The 15,684-nt window shown below is 67.2% G+C and carries 19 protein-coding genes; 12 read left to right on the top strand and 7 right to left on the bottom strand.

Going from position 1 to position 15,684, the window contains the following annotated elements:
- Positions 1-79: 79 nt before the first annotated feature.
- From pstS to ORI27_RS01340, 3 genes are all read right to left on the bottom strand, one after another.
- Positions 80-1,192, bottom strand: a complete 1,113-nt coding sequence (pstS, locus tag ORI27_RS01350) for a phosphate ABC transporter substrate-binding protein PstS (RefSeq protein WP_265994589.1) — start codon at positions 1,190-1,192, stop codon at positions 80-82.
- 149 nt (positions 1,193-1,341) lie between these two features.
- Complete coding sequence (mshD, locus tag ORI27_RS01345; RefSeq protein ID WP_265994590.1) at positions 1,342-2,346, bottom strand: mycothiol synthase; 1,005 nt, start codon at positions 2,344-2,346, stop codon at positions 1,342-1,344.
- Positions 2,343-3,155 carry a winged helix-turn-helix transcriptional regulator gene (locus ORI27_RS01340; protein ID WP_265994846.1) on the bottom strand — a complete coding sequence of 271 codons (813 nt, stop codon included), beginning with the start codon at positions 3,153-3,155 and terminating at the stop codon, positions 2,343-2,345. Before ORI27_RS01340 ends, mshD begins: the two co-directional genes overlap by 4 nt.
- 198 nt (positions 3,156-3,353) lie before the next feature.
- On the opposite strand from ORI27_RS01340, the gene lmeA reads away from it, so the two are divergent.
- The 9 genes from lmeA to ORI27_RS01300 all read left to right on the top strand — a co-directional run bounded on the left by lmeA (position 3,354) and on the right by ORI27_RS01300 (position 8,183).
- Positions 3,354-4,157, top strand: a complete 804-nt coding sequence (gene lmeA / locus ORI27_RS01335) for a mannan chain length control protein LmeA (protein WP_265994847.1) — start codon at positions 3,354-3,356, stop codon at positions 4,155-4,157.
- Positions 4,154-4,576, top strand: a complete 423-nt coding sequence (locus ORI27_RS01330; RefSeq protein ID WP_265994591.1) for a thioredoxin family protein — start codon at positions 4,154-4,156, stop codon at positions 4,574-4,576. Before lmeA ends, ORI27_RS01330 begins: the two co-directional genes overlap by 4 nt.
- A gap of 20 nt (positions 4,577-4,596) precedes the next feature.
- Complete coding sequence (locus tag ORI27_RS33080; protein WP_407666191.1) at positions 4,597-4,698, top strand: Ms5788A family Cys-rich leader peptide; 102 nt, start codon at positions 4,597-4,599, stop codon at positions 4,696-4,698.
- Positions 4,699-4,788: 90 nt separating this feature from the next.
- Positions 4,789-5,259, top strand: a complete 471-nt coding sequence (locus ORI27_RS01325) for a DUF4395 domain-containing protein (protein WP_265994592.1) — start codon at positions 4,789-4,791, stop codon at positions 5,257-5,259.
- 35 nt (positions 5,260-5,294) lie between these two features.
- A complete protein-coding gene (locus ORI27_RS01320; protein WP_265994593.1) occupies positions 5,295-6,128 on the top strand; it encodes a sulfurtransferase in 834 nt (277 codons plus the stop codon).
- 2 nt (positions 6,129-6,130) lie between these two features.
- Positions 6,131-6,433, top strand: coding sequence for a DUF1416 domain-containing protein (locus ORI27_RS01315; protein ID WP_265994594.1), 303 nt, complete (start codon positions 6,131-6,133; stop codon positions 6,431-6,433).
- Positions 6,434-6,588: 155 nt separating this feature from the next.
- The gene (locus tag ORI27_RS01310; protein WP_265994595.1) at positions 6,589-7,236 is read left to right on the top strand and encodes a heme-binding beta-barrel domain-containing protein; all 648 of its coding nucleotides are present in this window, start codon (positions 6,589-6,591) and stop codon (positions 7,234-7,236) included.
- A complete protein-coding gene (locus ORI27_RS01305; protein ID WP_265994597.1) occupies positions 7,236-7,544 on the top strand; it encodes a hypothetical protein in 309 nt (102 codons plus the stop codon). The genes ORI27_RS01310 and ORI27_RS01305 overlap by 1 nt, the downstream gene beginning before the upstream one ends.
- A 327-nt stretch (positions 7,545-7,871) precedes the next feature.
- The gene (locus tag ORI27_RS01300; RefSeq protein WP_265994599.1) at positions 7,872-8,183 is read left to right on the top strand and encodes a hypothetical protein; all 312 of its coding nucleotides are present in this window, start codon (positions 7,872-7,874) and stop codon (positions 8,181-8,183) included.
- A 268-nt stretch (positions 8,184-8,451) separates the two neighbouring features.
- On the opposite strand, the gene ORI27_RS01295 is transcribed toward ORI27_RS01300, so the two are convergent.
- Positions 8,452-9,315, bottom strand: coding sequence for an aminodeoxychorismate lyase (locus ORI27_RS01295; RefSeq protein ID WP_265994848.1), 864 nt, complete (start codon positions 9,313-9,315; stop codon positions 8,452-8,454).
- A 65-nt stretch (positions 9,316-9,380) separates the two neighbouring features.
- Between ORI27_RS01295 and ygfZ the strand changes: the two genes are divergently transcribed.
- Positions 9,381-10,472 carry a CAF17-like 4Fe-4S cluster assembly/insertion protein YgfZ gene (ygfZ, locus tag ORI27_RS01290; protein ID WP_265994600.1) on the top strand — a complete coding sequence of 364 codons (1,092 nt, stop codon included), beginning with the start codon at positions 9,381-9,383 and terminating at the stop codon, positions 10,470-10,472.
- A 137-nt stretch (positions 10,473-10,609) separates the two neighbouring features.
- Positions 10,610-10,795: a DUF3073 domain-containing protein gene (locus tag ORI27_RS01285; protein WP_265994601.1), complete on the top strand. Its 186-nt coding sequence runs from the start codon at positions 10,610-10,612 to the stop codon at positions 10,793-10,795.
- Between the two features lie 37 nt (positions 10,796-10,832).
- Here ORI27_RS01285 and purM read toward each other — a convergent pair whose 3' ends face one another.
- Together purM and ORI27_RS01275 are read right to left on the bottom strand one after the other, a co-directional pair.
- A complete protein-coding gene (purM, locus tag ORI27_RS01280; RefSeq protein ID WP_265994602.1) occupies positions 10,833-11,903 on the bottom strand; it encodes a phosphoribosylformylglycinamidine cyclo-ligase in 1,071 nt (356 codons plus the stop codon).
- Positions 11,904-11,950: 47 nt separating this feature from the next.
- Positions 11,951-12,568, bottom strand: a complete 618-nt coding sequence (locus ORI27_RS01275) for a DUF2461 domain-containing protein (protein WP_265994603.1) — start codon at positions 12,566-12,568, stop codon at positions 11,951-11,953.
- Positions 12,569-12,778: 210 nt separating this feature from the next.
- On the opposite strand from ORI27_RS01275, the gene ORI27_RS01270 reads away from it, so the two are divergent.
- Positions 12,779-14,101, top strand: a complete 1,323-nt coding sequence (locus tag ORI27_RS01270) for an NAD(P)H-binding protein (protein ID WP_265994604.1) — start codon at positions 12,779-12,781, stop codon at positions 14,099-14,101.
- Positions 14,102-14,104: 3 nt separating this feature from the next.
- On the opposite strand, the gene purF is transcribed toward ORI27_RS01270, so the two are convergent.
- Positions 14,105-15,637: an amidophosphoribosyltransferase gene (purF, locus tag ORI27_RS01265; protein ID WP_265994849.1), complete on the bottom strand. Its 1,533-nt coding sequence runs from the start codon at positions 15,635-15,637 to the stop codon at positions 14,105-14,107.
- Positions 15,638-15,684: the final 47 nt, after the last annotated feature.

Here is a 15,684-nt window from a genome sequence, read left to right as displayed (position 1 = left end):
CCTCGCCGCTGTGGATCCGCAGGCTGAACCTGCGAATCCACAGCGGTCTCGTCTGGTCTCAAGGTCATAACCGCGCCGACTAGGAGATTGCGTTGATTGCGGTATTGAGGCGATCTTTGAAGCGATCCGGCAACGGGATGTAGCCGTTGTCCTCCAACCCCTTCTGTCCCTCGTTGATCGCGACGGTGAGGAACTTCTTCAGCGCCGGAGGAACATCGCTCTGCGGGTACTTCGAGCACACGATCTCATAGGTGGGCAGCACGATCGGGTACGCCCCCGCCTCCGCGGGAACGTAGATCGAAGTCATGTCCAGCACCAGGTCGTTGCCCTCGCCCTTGACTTTCACGGCGTCGATGGACTTGCCCGCGGACTCGGAAGTCAGCGCCACCGGATCCGGCGCCGCCGGGGTGACGATGCTGGCCGTCTGCAAGCCCTGGCTCTTCGCGTAGGACCACTCGTTGTAGGTGATCGATCCGGGCGTGTTCTTGATGGCCGCCGACGTACCTTCGTTGCCCTGGGCGCCTTCGCCGACCCCACCGGCGAACGACTTGCCCGCACCCTTGCCCCACGCGCCATTGGACGCGGCATCCAGATACTTCTGGAAGTTGTCGGTGGTGCCGGACTCGTCGCTACGGAACAGGACGGTGATCGGCTCGTCAGGCAACGTCTTACCCGGGTTGAGACCGGCGACCTCCGCAGCGTTCCACTTCGTCACCCCACCGTTGAAAATCTTGGCCAGAGTAGGTCCGTCGAGCGCGAGCCCGTCGACACCGTCCAAGTTATAGGTGACCGCGATCGGGCCGAAGACCGTCGGAAGATTCCATGCGGCGTTGCCGCCGCAGCGCTCCTTGGCCTTGTCGACCTCTCCCTTGTCAGCGTTCAGCGGAGAGTCCGAACCACCGAAATCGGTGATGCCGCCGACGAATTCGCTCACCCCGGCACCCGAACCACTCGACGTGTAGTTGACGGTGAAGCCTGGGCAGGCCGCCTGGTAGGCCGTGATGAACCTGGTCATGGCGTTCTTCTGGGCCGACGATCCACTCGCCTTGAGGGCCTCCTTGCCCGTGCAGTCACTGGCGGCGGTAGAGCCCGATGTGTTCTCGTTGCTTCCGCAGCCCGCGACCGCAATAGCGGTGAGCGCTGCGACGGACACCGTCGCGCCGAACGCCTTGCCAACGCTGTGAAACTTCACGTGTCCCACTTTCCTCGTCAGATCTGTATTCCATGCCGGATCGAAACACTGTCCGGGCGAAAGTATGCGTTGGTGGTAGACGGAACCCACCAGGAAGGTAAACGCAAGGTGAACAGGTTCGTGAACGGCGCGTTGCGGGCAGCCGTTAACTAGCTGTGACTGCGGGCGGCGTCAATACCGGCTGACGGTGCCGGCCGATATGCGGTGTCCACGCTGAATACGGCAAAACCCAGTCGTTCATAGGTTTTCACCGCCGCCACATTGTCGGCCTCGACGTAAAGCATGACCTCGGGCCGGTCCTGAGAGGCCAATCGCCGAGCCAGGTACGCGAGGCCCGCGACAGTCAGCGCGCGGCCGACACCGCGGCCGTGTGCGGCGGGATCCACGCCGACGACGTATACCTCGCCGAGCCCCGGATGGTCGGCATGCACCTTCGTCCAGTGGAAACCGAGAAGCCCACCACTGTCGTCGTCGACGGCCAGGAAGAGGCCCTCGGGGTCGAACCAGGATTCGCCGCGCCGCTCGTCGAGATCGGCCTGCGCCCAGCCACCCTGCTCCGGGTGCCATGCGAAGGCGGCGTTGTTGACCCGCAGCAGCTCGGCATCGTCGGACGGACCCCGATAGGTGCGGATGTGGATGCCTTCGGGCACCCCCGGCTCGGGGATTTCGCGCAGCGTCCGGTGCATCTGCATCAGTTCCCGGACAACGGTCATCCCGAGCGCCTCGGCGACCGCCCGCGCCGCCGGCAAGGTGCCGTGCGCCCAGAACCGCACTCGACCGCCGGCCGCGTCGATGGCGGCTCGCAGCAGTGCCGACCCGATTCCGCGGCGGCGAGCCCGTGGTTCGACGACGAGTTCGCCCATCGCGTCGGCGCCGTCGCTCCCCGGCGTCAGATTGAGGTAGCCCACCACGTCCCCGTCGTCGGTGGCGATCAGGTGGCGGGTGCGCTCGTGGCTATATTGATCCCCGCGTCGCTGCGCTCCTGCCCGCCGGTGTTCTTCCCCGCGTCGCTGCGCTCCTGCCCGCCGGAGATCGCGTAGCACCTGCTCACCAACCGGGGCGACACCATCGAATCGAGTGGCGTCGTCGATCACGGCACGCACCTGCTCCTGTTCGACCGGGGTCGGGGCGGTGCGCCAGTGCAGCGTGGTCACTGACTGCGGAGCGGGTGAGGCATCGAGCCTGACGGCACCGCGTCGCGCATCGAGTCGGAGATGGTGTCCTCGGCGCCGTCGAAGCCGTCCTCGTCGTCGTCCTCGTTGAATTCAGGCTCCGAGGCCGGGGGACGGCCTCGGGCCGGGCGGACCGCCTTGTAACCCACATTACGGACGGTTCCGATCAGCGACTCGTATTCCGGGCCGAGTTTGGCGCGTAAGCGCCGCACGTGGACGTCCACGGTGCGGGTACCGCCGAAGAAGTCGTAGCCCCACACCTCCTGCAGCAATTGCGCACGGGTGAACACCCGGCCGGCGTGCTGCGCGAGATATTTCAGCAGCTCGAACTCTTTGTAGGTCAGATCGAGGGGGCGGCCGCGCAGGCGCGCGGTGTAGGTGCCCTCATCGATGACAAGCTCACCGAGGCTGACCTTGCCCGCGCTTTCCTGGGTGGCCATGCCGCCGCGCCGGCCGACGAGCAGCCGCAGCCGGGCATCGATCTCGGCTGGTCCGGTGCTGGGCAGCAGGATCTCGTCCAGTCCCCAGTCCATGTTGACGGCCACCAGGCCGCCTTCGTTGACGACAGCCACCACCGGCACCGACGTGCCGGTGGTGCCGAGCAGCCGGCACAGACCGCGGGCCGCCGCCAGGTCGGTGCGGGCGTCCACGATCGCTACGTCCGCGGTGCCCGCTTCGAGTAGCGACGACACCTCGGTCGGCGCTGACCGCACGGTGTGCGCCAACAGCGCCAGCGAAGGCAGCACCGATTCCGGGTGCGGGTCGACGGTGAGAAGCAGCAGGTCCAACAGACTCTCCAATGCCCTGGATACTCATCGTCGACAGCGCCGTCGCGGTGACCTACCAGACTCATGGGCGACATATGGCCGTTACCCGACCATGGGTCATCTAACTTTAACCCGCTACCTGGTATTTAGCCGATCCGAACCGATCGGGACGCCGCAAAGGGGGCGCGGGGCGGTGGTTCCCCGGCGCCGGTGAGCCAGAATATGCAGGTGCGGAAGCTGTTGATCACCCTGGGTGCCACGATCACCGCAGTGGTCGTCGGGGCGGTCGGCGCCGATTTCGGAGCGACCATCTACGCCGAATATCGGCTGGCGCGCACCGTCCGGTCCGCGGCGGGACTGTCGTTCGACCCGTCGGTGGCAATCCTGGGCTTTCCGTTCATCCGCCAGGCCATGCACCACCACTATGACGAGATCGAGATCAAGGCCAACGGGGTGGACCGCCCGGTGATCGGCAAAGCCGCACTGGAGGCCACCCTGCACAACATCGATCTCACCGAGGCATCGTGGCTGATCAGACCGGACGCGTGGCTGCCAGTCGGGAAGCTGGAGAGCCGCATCATCATCGACTCCGGTCACCTGGGCCGCTTCGTGGGCATCAAGGACCTGATGGTGGAGGCCCCGTCGAGGGAGACCAACGATGCCACCGGCGGTACCACCGAGTCGGGCATCTCCGGCAGCAAGGGGCTGGTCTTCACCGGAACGCCCAAGAAGGCCGGGTTCGACAAGCCGGTCAGCGTCGCGGTCGACCTCTCGATCGCCGGCGAGGACCAGACGACGCTCGTGTTCACCGCCACCGACGTCCAGACGGGCCCGGGTACCGCCGACCAATCGGTGCCCGACGACAAGAAACAGGCCGTGCTGGCGGCATTCAGCGGCAGCCTGCCGGGTCAGAAGCTCCCGTTCGGAGTGCGCCCCACCACTGAGGGCGCCCGAGGGTCGGACATCATCATCGAAGGCATCACCGAGGGAGTAACCATCCGCCTGGACGAGTTCAAACAGTCATGAGTTCCGCATTCATCACCGCGACCGTCGCCATCGCCGCCGCTCTGGGTGTGGCCGGGGTCGCCGGTATGTGGCATAACCGGCGTTCGGGCGTCTTGCGCGGCAATGCCGAGCCACTCGAAGTCGATGTCAGCGACCTGGGCCTGTCCCGCACCGGGCCGACGATCGTGCACTTCAGCGCCGTGTGGTGTGGGCCCTGCGCGGGGGTGCGGCGTGTGGTCAACCAAGTCTGCACCGACATCGGTGAGGTTGCTCACGTCGAGATCGATATGGACGCCAACCCGGCTGCCGCACGCAAGCTTTCGGTCATGTCGCTGCCGACGACATTCATCTTCGACGCCGAGGGCCGGCAGCGGTACCGGACGGCCGGGGTGCCCAAGGTCGCTGACCTGCGCTCGGCGCTGGAACCTCTGTTGGCCTGAGACCCCGGTTATTGGGTAGCATGTCTGCCGTGTCGGCCCGCCTTGAGCTAGCGCTCACCAAGCGTCGCGCAGTTGATCTGTGCCGCGTCGCGGGTTGTTGCTGTTGTTGCTGTAGCTGCTGAGTAGCCGCGCCCTCATTTTCGCGCCGCCACTCTGGAGCGGCCGTGTGCGGCCTGTCTCCGTCCAGCCCGATGAGCAACAGGAGTAGATACATGCCGGCCAACAACATCACCACCACCGCCGCCGAGGTGGACGTCCGTGGGCCCCGCTTCGCGGCGTGGGTCACCACCGCCGTACTGATCGCGGTGCTGGCTATCTCGGGGTTCAACACGGTGGCCGCGGCGGTCCTGCTCTCGCTGCAGGCCCTCGTTTTCGCCGTCGGCGGGCTGCGAGGGCCCCGCCGGCACCCCTACGGGCTGGTCTTCGCCAAGATGGTCGCGCCGCGGCTGAGCCCCGTTTCCGAGCGGGAGCCGATACCGCCGTTGAGGTTCGCACAGTTGGTGGGCTTGATCTTCGCTGCCGTCGGCATCGCGGGCTTCGCGCTCGGTGCATCTCTGCTCGGCGTCATCGCGACCGCTTTGGCCCTGTTCGCCGCATTCCTCAACGCGGCCTTCGGCATCTGTCTCGGCTGCCAGCTCTATCCCCTCGCGGCCCGGCTACGCCCCGCGCCCGCCACCTCCTGAAGCCTCCAAGCCGCGCAACCGAAAGGAACTCCCCCATGGCTCGCTCCGACGTCCTGGTCTCCGCCGACTGGGCCCAGAGCAATCTCGACGCACCCAACGTCGTGCTCGTCGAGGTCGACGAGGACGCCAGCGCCTACGACACCGGCCACATTCCCGGGGCGGTCAAGCTGGATTGGAAGACCGACCTGCAGGATCCGGTGAAACGGGATTTCGTTGACGCCCAACAGTTCTCGAAGCTGTTGAGCGATCGAGGCATCGCAAACGACGACACCGTGGTGCTCTACGGAGGCAACAACAACTGGTTCGCCGCCTACGCCTACTGGTATTTCAAGCTCTACGGCCACGAGGACGTGAAGTTGCTCGACGGCGGCCGCAAGAAGTGGGAGCTCGATGACCGCCCGCTGTCCGCCGACACGGTCAACCGTCCCGCCACCAGCTATTCGGCCAAGGCACCCGACAACAGCATCCGCGCGTTCCGTGACGAGGTGATCGCCGCGATCGGCGCCAAGAACCTGGTGGATGTCCGCTCCCCCGACGAGTTCTCCGGCAAGATCCTCGCGCCCGCGCATCTGCCGCAGGAGCAGAGCCAGCGCCCCGGGCATATCCCCGGCGCAATCAACGTTCCGTGGAGCAAGGCCGCGAACGAGGACGGCACCTTCAAGTCCGATGAGGCCTTGGCGAAGCTGTACGCCGAGGCGGGTTTGGACGGCGAGAACGAGACCATCGCCTACTGCCGCATCGGCGAGCGGTCCTCACACACCTGGTTCGTGCTCCAGGAGTTGTTGGGACACAAGAACGTCAAGAACTACGACGGAAGTTGGACCGAATACGGCTCCCTGGTGGGGGCCCCGATCGAGTTGGGAAATTGATCATGTGCTCTGCACCGAAACAAGGGCAGACCCTGCCCGCCGGAGTCGACCTCGAAAAGGAAACCGTGATCACCGGGCGCGTCGTGGACGACGCGGGTCAGACGGTGGCCGGTGCGTTCGTGCGCCTGCTGGACTCGAGCGATGAGTTCACCGCTGAGGTGGTTGCCTCGGCGACCGGCGATTTCCGGTTCTTCGCCGCGCCGGGAACCTGGACCGTGCGCGCGCTGTCCAAGGTCGGCAACGGCGACGCCACGGTGGCACCCGTTGGCGCCGGTATCCACGAGGTCGATATCAAGGTCGCTTAGAGAAGGACCGGGGGTGGCTCAGGCGGTGACACCGCCCGAGCCACCGATAGACTGACACCCGTGGTTCTTTTCTACGAGATCCTGCTGGTCGCGACGGTCGTGCTCATCACCTGGTTCGCGTTGTACGCGCTCTACCGACTGATCACCGACGAGTCGTGAGTTCCGAGGACATCTCCAGTAGCGGTGATCGCGCTGTAGCCGCCGCGGCCCAGCGGGCCAAGGAGACGGCCGGTCGCAACATCCCGGTTTTCGATGACCTGCCGCTGCCCGCCGACACCGCCAACCTGCGACTGGGCGCCGACCTGCACGACGCATTGCTGGCCTTGTTGCCGCTCGTCGGAGTATGGCGCGGTGAGGGCGAAGGCCGCGGGCCGCACGGCGATTACCACTTCGGGCAGCAGATCATCGTCTCGCATGACGGCGGCGACTACCTGAACTGGGATGCCCGATCCTGGCGCCTCGACGAGAGTGGCGACTACCACTCCCCGGGCCTGCGTGAGACCGGCTTCTGGCGGTTCGTCAGCGATCCGGCCGACCCCGGCGAGTCGCAGGCCATCGAATTGCTGCTGGCGCACTCCGCCGGCTACATCGAGTTGTTCTACGGTCAGCCGCGCACACAGTCGTCCTGGGAGCTGGTGACCGATGCCCTGGCGCGGAGCAAGTCCGGCGTGCTCGTCGGTGGCGCCAAGCGGCTCTACGGGATCGTCGAGGGCGGCGATCTGGCCTATGTCGAGGAGCGGGTGGACGCCGACGGGGGTCTGGTTCCGCACCTGTCGGCCCGGCTGACGCGATACGTCGGCTGATGCGCCGCCCGACTCTCGGGGCCGCCGCGGCGGCTGCGGCAGCAGTGCTCGCCGGCTGTACACCGGCCCCGACCCCGTCACAGCCGACGGCGATCAGTCCCGCGCCGAGCAGCACCGACGCCTCCACGCCCGTCACCACTGGTGACAGCCCGGCCGGGCACGGGTCGCTGGCGCAGTGCCTGCACCAGCACGGCGTGCCCGAGTCGGCCGGTAGCGCCGTGATCGGTCCACCGGCAAGCGTTGACCCCGGCGTGTGGGAGCAGGCGAGGAAAGCGTGCTCTGCACTGCAGCCGGGGCCGGCGTCCTAGCCGCCATCGGCGGGTTGTGCGCCCCGACCATGGCCTGAGGCCGAGAACTGCCACCCGCGCGGCATCCCGGAAGGCATGGCCGAATCATGCTCGACCACTTGTCCATACGTCGTCAACCCTGATTGCTCGTGATTTGGAAACGTTCGACACGACGACCTCGATCACCGCGCACGACGGCGAGAGCCGGCCCGGTGCGAGGCCGAAATGGAAGTCCCCTCAACGCTATCCAGATGTCCATCCACAGTCGCCGCACAGCTTCGAGCTAACTGACATCTAAAGAGGCTCAATATCGTCGGCGAAGTTCACTACCGAAGTAAGGAGTCGACGATGAATCTGCGACTGCAGGCCGCGGCCGTGAGCGCCCTCGGGGTGGCTCTGATCGGCGCCGTGGTGGCCTGTTCTCCATCGAGCGTGGCAGCGCCCGACAAGCCGGGCGGACCCAATGATCCGTTTGTCAAGTGCATGACCGAGAACGGCGTGCCCGCACCGCAGGGCCCGCCACCACAGGGCGGTCCGGGTGGGCACGGCGGTCAACCCGGCGACCCGCCGCCGGCACCACCGGGCGTCGACCAATCGGTGTGGGACAAGGGACTACAGGCGTGCGCTTCGCTCGCGCCCACACCGCCACCGCAGCACTGAGCGGGGCATCGACGAAGACCCCGGAAATGGGGCGGCCCCCGAGCCGGTATTCCTGGTGGGACAGACCAAGGGCTCGGGGGCCGGGTAGCTGCCTGGAATTCGCCAGCGCGCGCAGGGCGCAGATGATTCCCGGCACCTGGTGCTGCTAGCGGGCAGCCACCTCACATGTCCTAGAAGCTATCAATTTCCCGGACCACCTCCTTCCCTGTGTACGGCTGACCGTACCCGCCGTACGACTGGGGTGCCAACAGGTTTTCGCGATCAGCGATCAGCGATCACTGACGATCGCTGCATCGACTAGCGCCGCAACGTCGGCGGCCAGTCGGGTGGGCGGTAAATGACGACCGCCGATGGTATGCACCCGAGCCGCCAGCGTCATACTGGACACAAGCCAAACGCCTTGGGCGTCAAACAAATCCGACGGCCGCAGCGCGCGGAAGTCGCAGTCGTAGCCTTTGTCGCGAGCGACCTCGAACAGCGCCTGCTGGGTGGTTCCGCGCAGGATCGGATACCACGGCGGCGGGGTGAGAAAGCATGTGCCGCCCGCGCCGTCATCGGTGGCGATCACCACCGTCGAGCGGGGCCCTTCGAGCAGATACCCGTCGGAGCTGACAAAGATCACATCGCCGGCCCCCTTGTCCGCGGCGTGCCGCAACGCTGCCATGTTCACCGCATACGACAACGTCTTGGCGCCGGCCAGCAGCCACGGCATGGAGTCGACTCCGGTGGCGGGCAGGCCGCGATCAAGCAGCACCGCGGCGATTCCGTCGCGCCGGGTGGTGAAGACCCGCTCCGGGACGGGGTTGATGGTCAGATAGGCGGTCGGGCCCGATCCGCTTTCCCGGCCTCTGCTGTAGACCAGTCGCAGGGCACCCTCCCCTGCGGTCAGCGACGCCCACTGTCCGACCGCGATCCCGATGGCCCGCCGCCACGCGGGCAGATCCGGCTCGGGCAGGTCCATCATCTTGGCGGACTGGACCAGTCGGCGCAGGTGCGCCTCCACCAGGCAGGCACGTCCGTCTCGGACCAGGAGCGTCTCGAAGATGCCGTCGCCGCGCACCGCGGCGAGGTCGTCGGCGAACAACAGCGGCCGGCCCGGATCATGTACCTCGCAGTCGAGAGTGACGACCACCGATGGCCGGCTGGGCATTCCAGGCATGAAGCCACAGCGTACTGGCAGCCCCGTAGAGTTGATGTGTGTCAGCCGTCCCCACTCCTGACAGTTCCCCCGACGCCGGTGCGATCTGGCATTACGGGGACCCGTTCGGCGAGCAGCGCTCCGCTACCCACGACGCCGTCGTCGTGGACCGGTCACACCGCGCCGTACTCACGCTGGCAGGGACCGACCGGCAGAGCTGGTTGCACTCGATCTCGACCCAACACGTCAGCGAGCTGCCCGACGGTACGTCCACCGAGAATCTGAGCCTCGACGGGCAGGGTCGTGTCGAAGATCACTGGGTGCAGACCGAGCTGGGCGGGGTCACCTATCTCGATACCGAGCCGTGGCGTGGTGAACCCCTGCTGGCCTACCTGCGCAGGATGGTGTTCTGGGCGGACGTGACCGCCGATACCGCCGACCTCGCCGTCCTCTCGCTGCTCGGTCCGCGCCTTGCTGACGCCGCCGTGCTTGCGGCCCTTGGCCTCGACGACCTGCCCGCCGAGTCGGCGGCCGTGCCGGTCACCGGCGGCGGATTCCTGCGCCGGGCGCCCGCACCATCCGGCCAAATCGAACTCGACCTGCTGGTTCCGCGCGCCGGTGTCGCCGACTGGCTCACCCGGCTGGAGGCCGCCGGGGTACGCCGCGCCGGGATCTGGGCGTACGAGGCGCACCGGGTCACCGCGCTGCGCCCGCGGCTGGGGGTGGACACCGACGAGCGAACCATCCCCCACGAGGCGGGCTGGATCGGTGCGCCCGGGCAGGGGGCGGTTCATCTCGACAAGGGCTGCTATCGCGGGCAGGAGACCGTGGCACGCGTTCACAACCTCGGTAAGCCACCCCGAATGCTGGTCCTGGTGCACCTCGACGGGTCGGGTGAGCGCCCGGCGACCGGGGATCCGCTCTTGGCCGATGGGCGTGTCGTCGGCCGGGTGGGCACCGTCGTCGATCACGTCGATCTCGGCCCGATCGCCCTGGCACTGGTGAAGCGGGGCATTCTCGCCGGCACCGCGCTGACCACGGGCGGCGAGCATCAGGTGGCCGCGGAGATCGACTCGGAGTCGCTGCCGCCGGGTGACGCGGTGGGCGCCGGTCGGCTGGCCGTCGAACGCCTGCGCCGCGGCGGGTTGTGACGTTCACCCCCGGCCGAACGGGCCTGCCAGCACATCGCAGCGGGGCACGGTAAGGTGTTGGCAGGACAATAACGAACACACAGATCGGAGCCGCCTGCATCCCGGGCCGCTCCGTTATTGCGCGAGGGGGTTCCCCCATGGGCCGCGGCCGGGCAAAGGCAAAGCAGACCAAGGTTGCTCGGGAGCTGAAGTACAGCTCCCCGCAGACCGATTTCGACCGGCTCCAGCAAGAGCTGTCAGGGTCGGGTTCGAGTGAGCCCGACACCGTCGACAACGGGTTCGACGACGACCCGTGGGCCGACGAGGGCAGCTGGCGGCGCTGAAGCGCCGACCCCTTCCAAAAGCGTGGGTCTAGGTCTCCTAGAACCGTGGATGTAGTCCCACGAGCCTGGCTCGTGGGCCGTCCTTCCCTTTGGTGACAGTGCCCAGCGTCCAGCAGTTCAAATGGCGGGCGGTCAGGATCGCCAGCGCGCGGTCGGTGTCCTCCGGCGCGACGACGGCGACCATGCCGACACCCATGTTGAACGTCTTCTCCATCTCAACGCGGTCGATCCGCCCTCGTTGCGCGATCATCGCGAATACCGGTGCGGGAGTCCAGGTTCCGCGATCGAGTTCGGCGACCAGTCCATGTGGAATGACCCGTTCGAGGTTGCCGGCCAGCCCGCCGCCGGTGACGTGACAGAAGGTGCGGACCTGCGTTTCGGCGGCCAACGCCAGGCAGTCCCTGGCGTAGATGCGGGTGGGCTCGAGTAGTTCCTCGCCAAGAGTGCGACCGAACTCCTCGACGTGGCCCGCCAGGTCCATCCGGTCGATGTCGAGCAGGACCTTGCGGGCCAGCGAGTAACCATTGGAGTGCAGACCCGAGGAACCCATCGCGATGATCACGTCGCCGGGACGCACCCGCTCAGGTCCCAGCACATCGTCGGCCTCCACAACGCCGACCCCGGTGGCCGAGATGTCGTAGTGGTCGGGTTCCATCAGCCCCGGGTGTTCGGCCGTCTCCCCGCCCAGCAACGCGCATCCGGCGGCGACACAGCCCTCGGCGATACCGGCCACGATCGCGGCGACCCGCTCGGGAATGGTGCGTCCGACGGCGATGTAGTCCTGCAGGAACAGCGGCTCGGCGCCGCACACCACAAGGTCGTCGACAACCATTGCGACCAGGTCCAGGCCGACGGTGTCGTGTTTGTCCATGGCCTGGGCCACCGCCAGTTTGGTGCCGACACCGTCGGTCGAGGCGGCCAACAGCGGCTCCCGGTAACCGCCCCGCAAGGCGAACAGCCCGGCGAACCCGCCCAGCCCGCCACGCACCTCGGGCCTGGTGGCCCGCTTCGCCAGCGGCTTGAACAGCTCGACCGCGCGGTCACCAGCCTCGATATCCACCCCGGCCGATGCGTAGGAGATGTGGTTGTCGTCCTCGCGATCCGTCATCGCGCATAAGGCTACCGGTCGCCGACCGACGCCGATACAGGCCACCGTCAGCCGACGTTGGTGGCCAGCCAGTCCCGGAGCGGCGCCCCCGCCCGCAATGCGGTGACCACCCGATCCTTGGCCTTCGCAGTGCCAAGCCAGGCGCCGACCGGCCAAGTCTTCATCATCGCGATCCCCTTGTGCCGGAGCAGCTCGATACGCTGGTGATCCTTCGGATATCCCTTCGGCGCGGTCTTGAGCACGTCGTGCGCCATCGTCTCGTAGCCACCCTGGTGCAACGCCGCGACGATCCCGGCGAGCTGGGCGCCGGACTTCTCCTCGTCGACGGCGGCACGGTAGCGGGCCAGCGCGGCCGGGTCCGGCATGTACAGGCCGCTGCCGACGGATAGCCCCTCGGCTGAGAACGACACATAACCCGAGCCGATCATCGCTGCGCAGTTGGTCTTGTAGGGCGCCTTGTCGGCGCTGAACCGCACATCGCGGTAGGGCCGGAACAATTTGCCCGCGCCGAACTCCTCGGCGAGTTCGGTGAGCAGCTCCTCCATCGGCGCCTTCACCTGACGGTCGTAGATCGCCCGGTGCTCGGTCCAGTAAACCTTGGAGTTGTCGGCCTCCAAGCCTTCGTAGAACTCGACCGCCTCGATCGGCCACCCGCGAAACGCCATGAGGACATTGTGTAACACCGTCTCCGACACGGGGAAGCCGTCGACCGTGGGGCATTAAGTGCGGTTGGCGACGCCTCCGGCGGTAGGCGCGGCGGTTCTGGCACCCGATTCGAGGCGAGCACTCTGCCCAATCCGGGTTGCCCTGCCCAATAACCGGCAATCCCTGCGGTCATCGGCTCAGAATCTCAGGAGCCGGTGAATGGAGGACCCATGTCGGTGCAGCGAACCCGATGCCTGGTGACCGGTGCCACCGGATATGTCGGTGGCCGTCTGGTGCCGCGACTGCTGGACGACGGCTTCACGGTGCGCGCGCTGGCGCGCAGGCCGGACAAGCTCGCCGGCGTGCCCTGGCGCGACAGCATCGAAGTCGCCCGCGGCGACCTGACCGACACCGCCTCACTCAGCGACGCCTTCACCGATGTGGACGTCGTCTACTACCTGGTCCATTCGATGGGTACCTCCTCCGATTTCGCCGCCGAGGAGCGTCGCGCCGCGCAGAACGTCGCCGCCGCCGCCCGCCGCGCGGGCGTCCGTCGCATCGTCTACCTCAGTGGTCTGCACCCCGACGATGCCGAACTCTCAACACATCTGGCATCGCGCACCACCGTCGGCGAGATCCTGATGGCGTCCGGAATTGAAACGATCGTGCTGCAGGCCGGCGTCGTGGTGGGTTCGGGCTCGGCGTCTTTCGAGATGATCCGTCACCTCACGGATCGGCTGCCGGTGATGACGACGCCGCGGTGGGTGCACAACAAGATCCAGCCGATCGCGATCGGCGACGTTCTGCACTACCTGTCGGCCGCCGCCACCGCGACGGTGCCGACATCGCGAGCCTGGGACGTCGGCGGCCCGGATGTTCTGGAGTACGGCGACATGATGCAGATCTACGCCGAAGTCGCCGGGCTGGCACGCCGACGCATGCTGGTGCTGCCGGTCCTGACGCCCCGAATCGCCGCGCTGTGGGTGGGACTGGTGACGCCGATTCCGTCGGGGCTGGCCCGCCCGCTGGTCGAATCCCTGCACTGCGATGCCGTCATGGACAACCACGACATCGACACCATCATCGAGCCACCGGCGGGAGGGCCGACACCGTACCGGGAAGCGGTAGCGCTGGCGTTGGACTGCATCACCCGCGGCGAGGTCGAGACCACCTGGGACGGCGGAACCGCCGCGCAGCTGCCCGGCGATCCGGAATGGGCGGGCGCGGTCGTGTATGTCGACCATCGGTCACAGCCCACACCGGCCACCCGCGAGCAGCTCTGGGAAGCGGTGGAACGCGCCGCCCCACCGCACTGGCAGGTGGAAACCCGCGACCCGGGACACCTGTTGCGGCTTCGCGACGAGGACAGCAGGCTGGGCTCGCGCTGGCTGGAGATGCGGGTGACGTCGCAAGGCAGCGGCAGCCGCTACGAACAGCGCTGGATCTTTTTCCCGCGCGGGTTGGTGGGGCGGTTGTCCTGGTTCGTGCAGCGTCCACTGCTGTCGTCGAGGCTGGGCGCGCGGGTCCGCCAGGTCATCGATGCGGCGGAATGATCCTCAGGGACGGCTCAGCGCCGAAACGTTGTCGTTGTCGGTCTGGACCGGTTGGATCGGCAAGCCGGTGCGGGCGGCGGTGGCCAGCATGTGCTCGACGACGTTCTTGCCGAGAGCCGTCTCGCCGGGCAGTTCGATCGGGTAGTTGCCGTCGAAGCAGGCGCAGCACAACCGGGTCGGCGGCTGTTCAGTCGCTGCGATCATGCCCTGCTGAGAGATATAGACCAGCGAGTCTGCTCCGATCGCGTGGCGCACCGCTTCGAGCATCTCGCCCTCGTCGTCCACCGCGTTGGCGATCAGTTCGGCCGGGGTGGCGAAGTCGATGCCATAGAAGCACGGCCACTTCACCGGCGGCGAGGCGATGCGCACATGCACCTCGACGGCGCCGGCTTCCCGCAGCATCCGGATCAGTGCGCGCTGGGTGTTGCCGCGCACGATCGAGTCGTCGACGACGATGAGCCGCTTGCCGCGGATCACCTCTTTGAGGGGGTTGAGCTTGAGCCGGATGCCCAGCTGGCGGATGGTCTGCGATGGCTGGATGAAGGTCCGCCCGACGTAGGCGTTCTTCATCAGGCCCTGCCCGAACGGGATGCCGGATTCCTGGGCGTACCCGACGGCGGCCGGGGTGCCCGATTCCGGCACCCCGATGACCAGGTCCGCTTCGACCGGCTTCTCCCTGGCGAGCCGTCGGCCGATGTCCACGCGGGTGGCGTGCACTGAGCGGCCGACCAGCGTGCTGTCCGGGCGGGCCAGGTAGACGTACTCGAAGATGCAGGCCTTGGGGGTCGGGTTGGCGAACCGGGTGGAGCGAACCCCGTCGGCATCGATCGCCAGCAGCTCGCCGGGTTCGATGTCGCGGACGAAGGACGCGCCGACGATGTCGAGCGCGGCGGTTTCTGAAGCCACCACCCAGCCGCGGTCCAGCCGCCCCAGCGCCAGCGGACGCACCCCGAACGGGTCGCGGGCGGCGTACAGCGTGGTCTCGTCCATGAAGGTCAGGCAGAACGCGCCGCGCACACCGGGCAGCAGCTCGAGAGCGGCCTGCTCGATGCTGGAGTCCGCCGCACCGTGGGCCAGCAGGGCTCCGAGGATGTCGGAATCGGTGGTCGCCGCACCGGGCATGTTCGGGTTGATCAGCCGGGCGTCGCGCGCCCGCGCCGCCAATTCGGTGGTATTGACCAGATTTCCGTTGTGACCCAACGCGACTCCGGTGCCCGCCGCGGTGTTACGGAAAACCGGCTGGGCATTCTCCCAGGTGGTGGAGCCGGTCGTCGAGTAACGGCAGTGGCCGATGGCGACGTGGCCTTCCATCGCGGCCAGGGTCTGTTCGTCAAACACTTGGCTGACCAAGCCGAGATCCTTGAAGACCAGCACCTGCGAGCCGTCGCCGACAGCGATACCGGCTGCCTCCTGGCCCCTGTGCTGCAGGGCATAAAGCCCGTAATAAGTGAGTTTGGCAACATCTTCGCCCGGAGCCCAAACTCCGAAGACGCCGCATTCTTCTGCTGGTGGGCTTTCGAGTTCTTCGGTCACGATATGGGCTGCTCCCTGGCGGGGGTCGGTGACGTAACTCAGTTTACGGG

The sequence above is a fragment of the Mycobacterium pinniadriaticum genome, assembly GCF_026242045.1.
Classification (GTDB): Bacteria; Actinomycetota; Actinomycetes; order Mycobacteriales; family Mycobacteriaceae; genus Mycobacterium; species Mycobacterium pinniadriaticum.
Note: the sequence above shows the minus strand (reverse complement) of the source record. Positions and strands in the feature narration are given on the sequence as shown.

What these genes read in the sequence shown, in the direction of transcription:
- lmeA (WP_265994847.1), top strand. Translation starts at nt 3,354, where the DNA reads ATGCAGGTGCGGAAGCTGTTGATCACCCTGGGTGCCACGATCACCGCA.
- ORI27_RS01330 (WP_265994591.1), top strand. Translation starts at nt 4,154, where the DNA reads ATGAGTTCCGCATTCATCACCGCGACCGTCGCCATCGCCGCCGCTCTG.
- ORI27_RS33080 (WP_407666191.1), top strand. Translation starts at nt 4,597, where the DNA reads ATGTCTGCCGTGTCGGCCCGCCTTGAGCTAGCGCTCACCAAGCGTCGC.
- ORI27_RS01325 (WP_265994592.1), top strand. Translation starts at nt 4,789, where the DNA reads ATGCCGGCCAACAACATCACCACCACCGCCGCCGAGGTGGACGTCCGT.
- ORI27_RS01320 (WP_265994593.1), top strand. Translation starts at nt 5,295, where the DNA reads ATGGCTCGCTCCGACGTCCTGGTCTCCGCCGACTGGGCCCAGAGCAAT.
- ORI27_RS01315 (WP_265994594.1), top strand. Translation starts at nt 6,131, where the DNA reads ATGTGCTCTGCACCGAAACAAGGGCAGACCCTGCCCGCCGGAGTCGAC.
- ORI27_RS01305 (WP_265994597.1), top strand. Translation starts at nt 7,236, where the DNA reads ATGCGCCGCCCGACTCTCGGGGCCGCCGCGGCGGCTGCGGCAGCAGTG.
- ORI27_RS01300 (WP_265994599.1), top strand. Translation starts at nt 7,872, where the DNA reads ATGAATCTGCGACTGCAGGCCGCGGCCGTGAGCGCCCTCGGGGTGGCT.
- ORI27_RS01285 (WP_265994601.1), top strand. Translation starts at nt 10,610, where the DNA reads ATGGGCCGCGGCCGGGCAAAGGCAAAGCAGACCAAGGTTGCTCGGGAG.
- purM (WP_265994602.1), bottom strand. Translation starts at nt 11,903, where the DNA reads ATGACGGATCGCGAGGACGACAACCACATCTCCTACGCATCGGCCGGG.
- ORI27_RS01275 (WP_265994603.1), bottom strand. Translation starts at nt 12,568, where the DNA reads ATGGCGTTTCGCGGGTGGCCGATCGAGGCGGTCGAGTTCTACGAAGGC.
- ORI27_RS01270 (WP_265994604.1), top strand. Translation starts at nt 12,779, where the DNA reads ATGTCGGTGCAGCGAACCCGATGCCTGGTGACCGGTGCCACCGGATAT.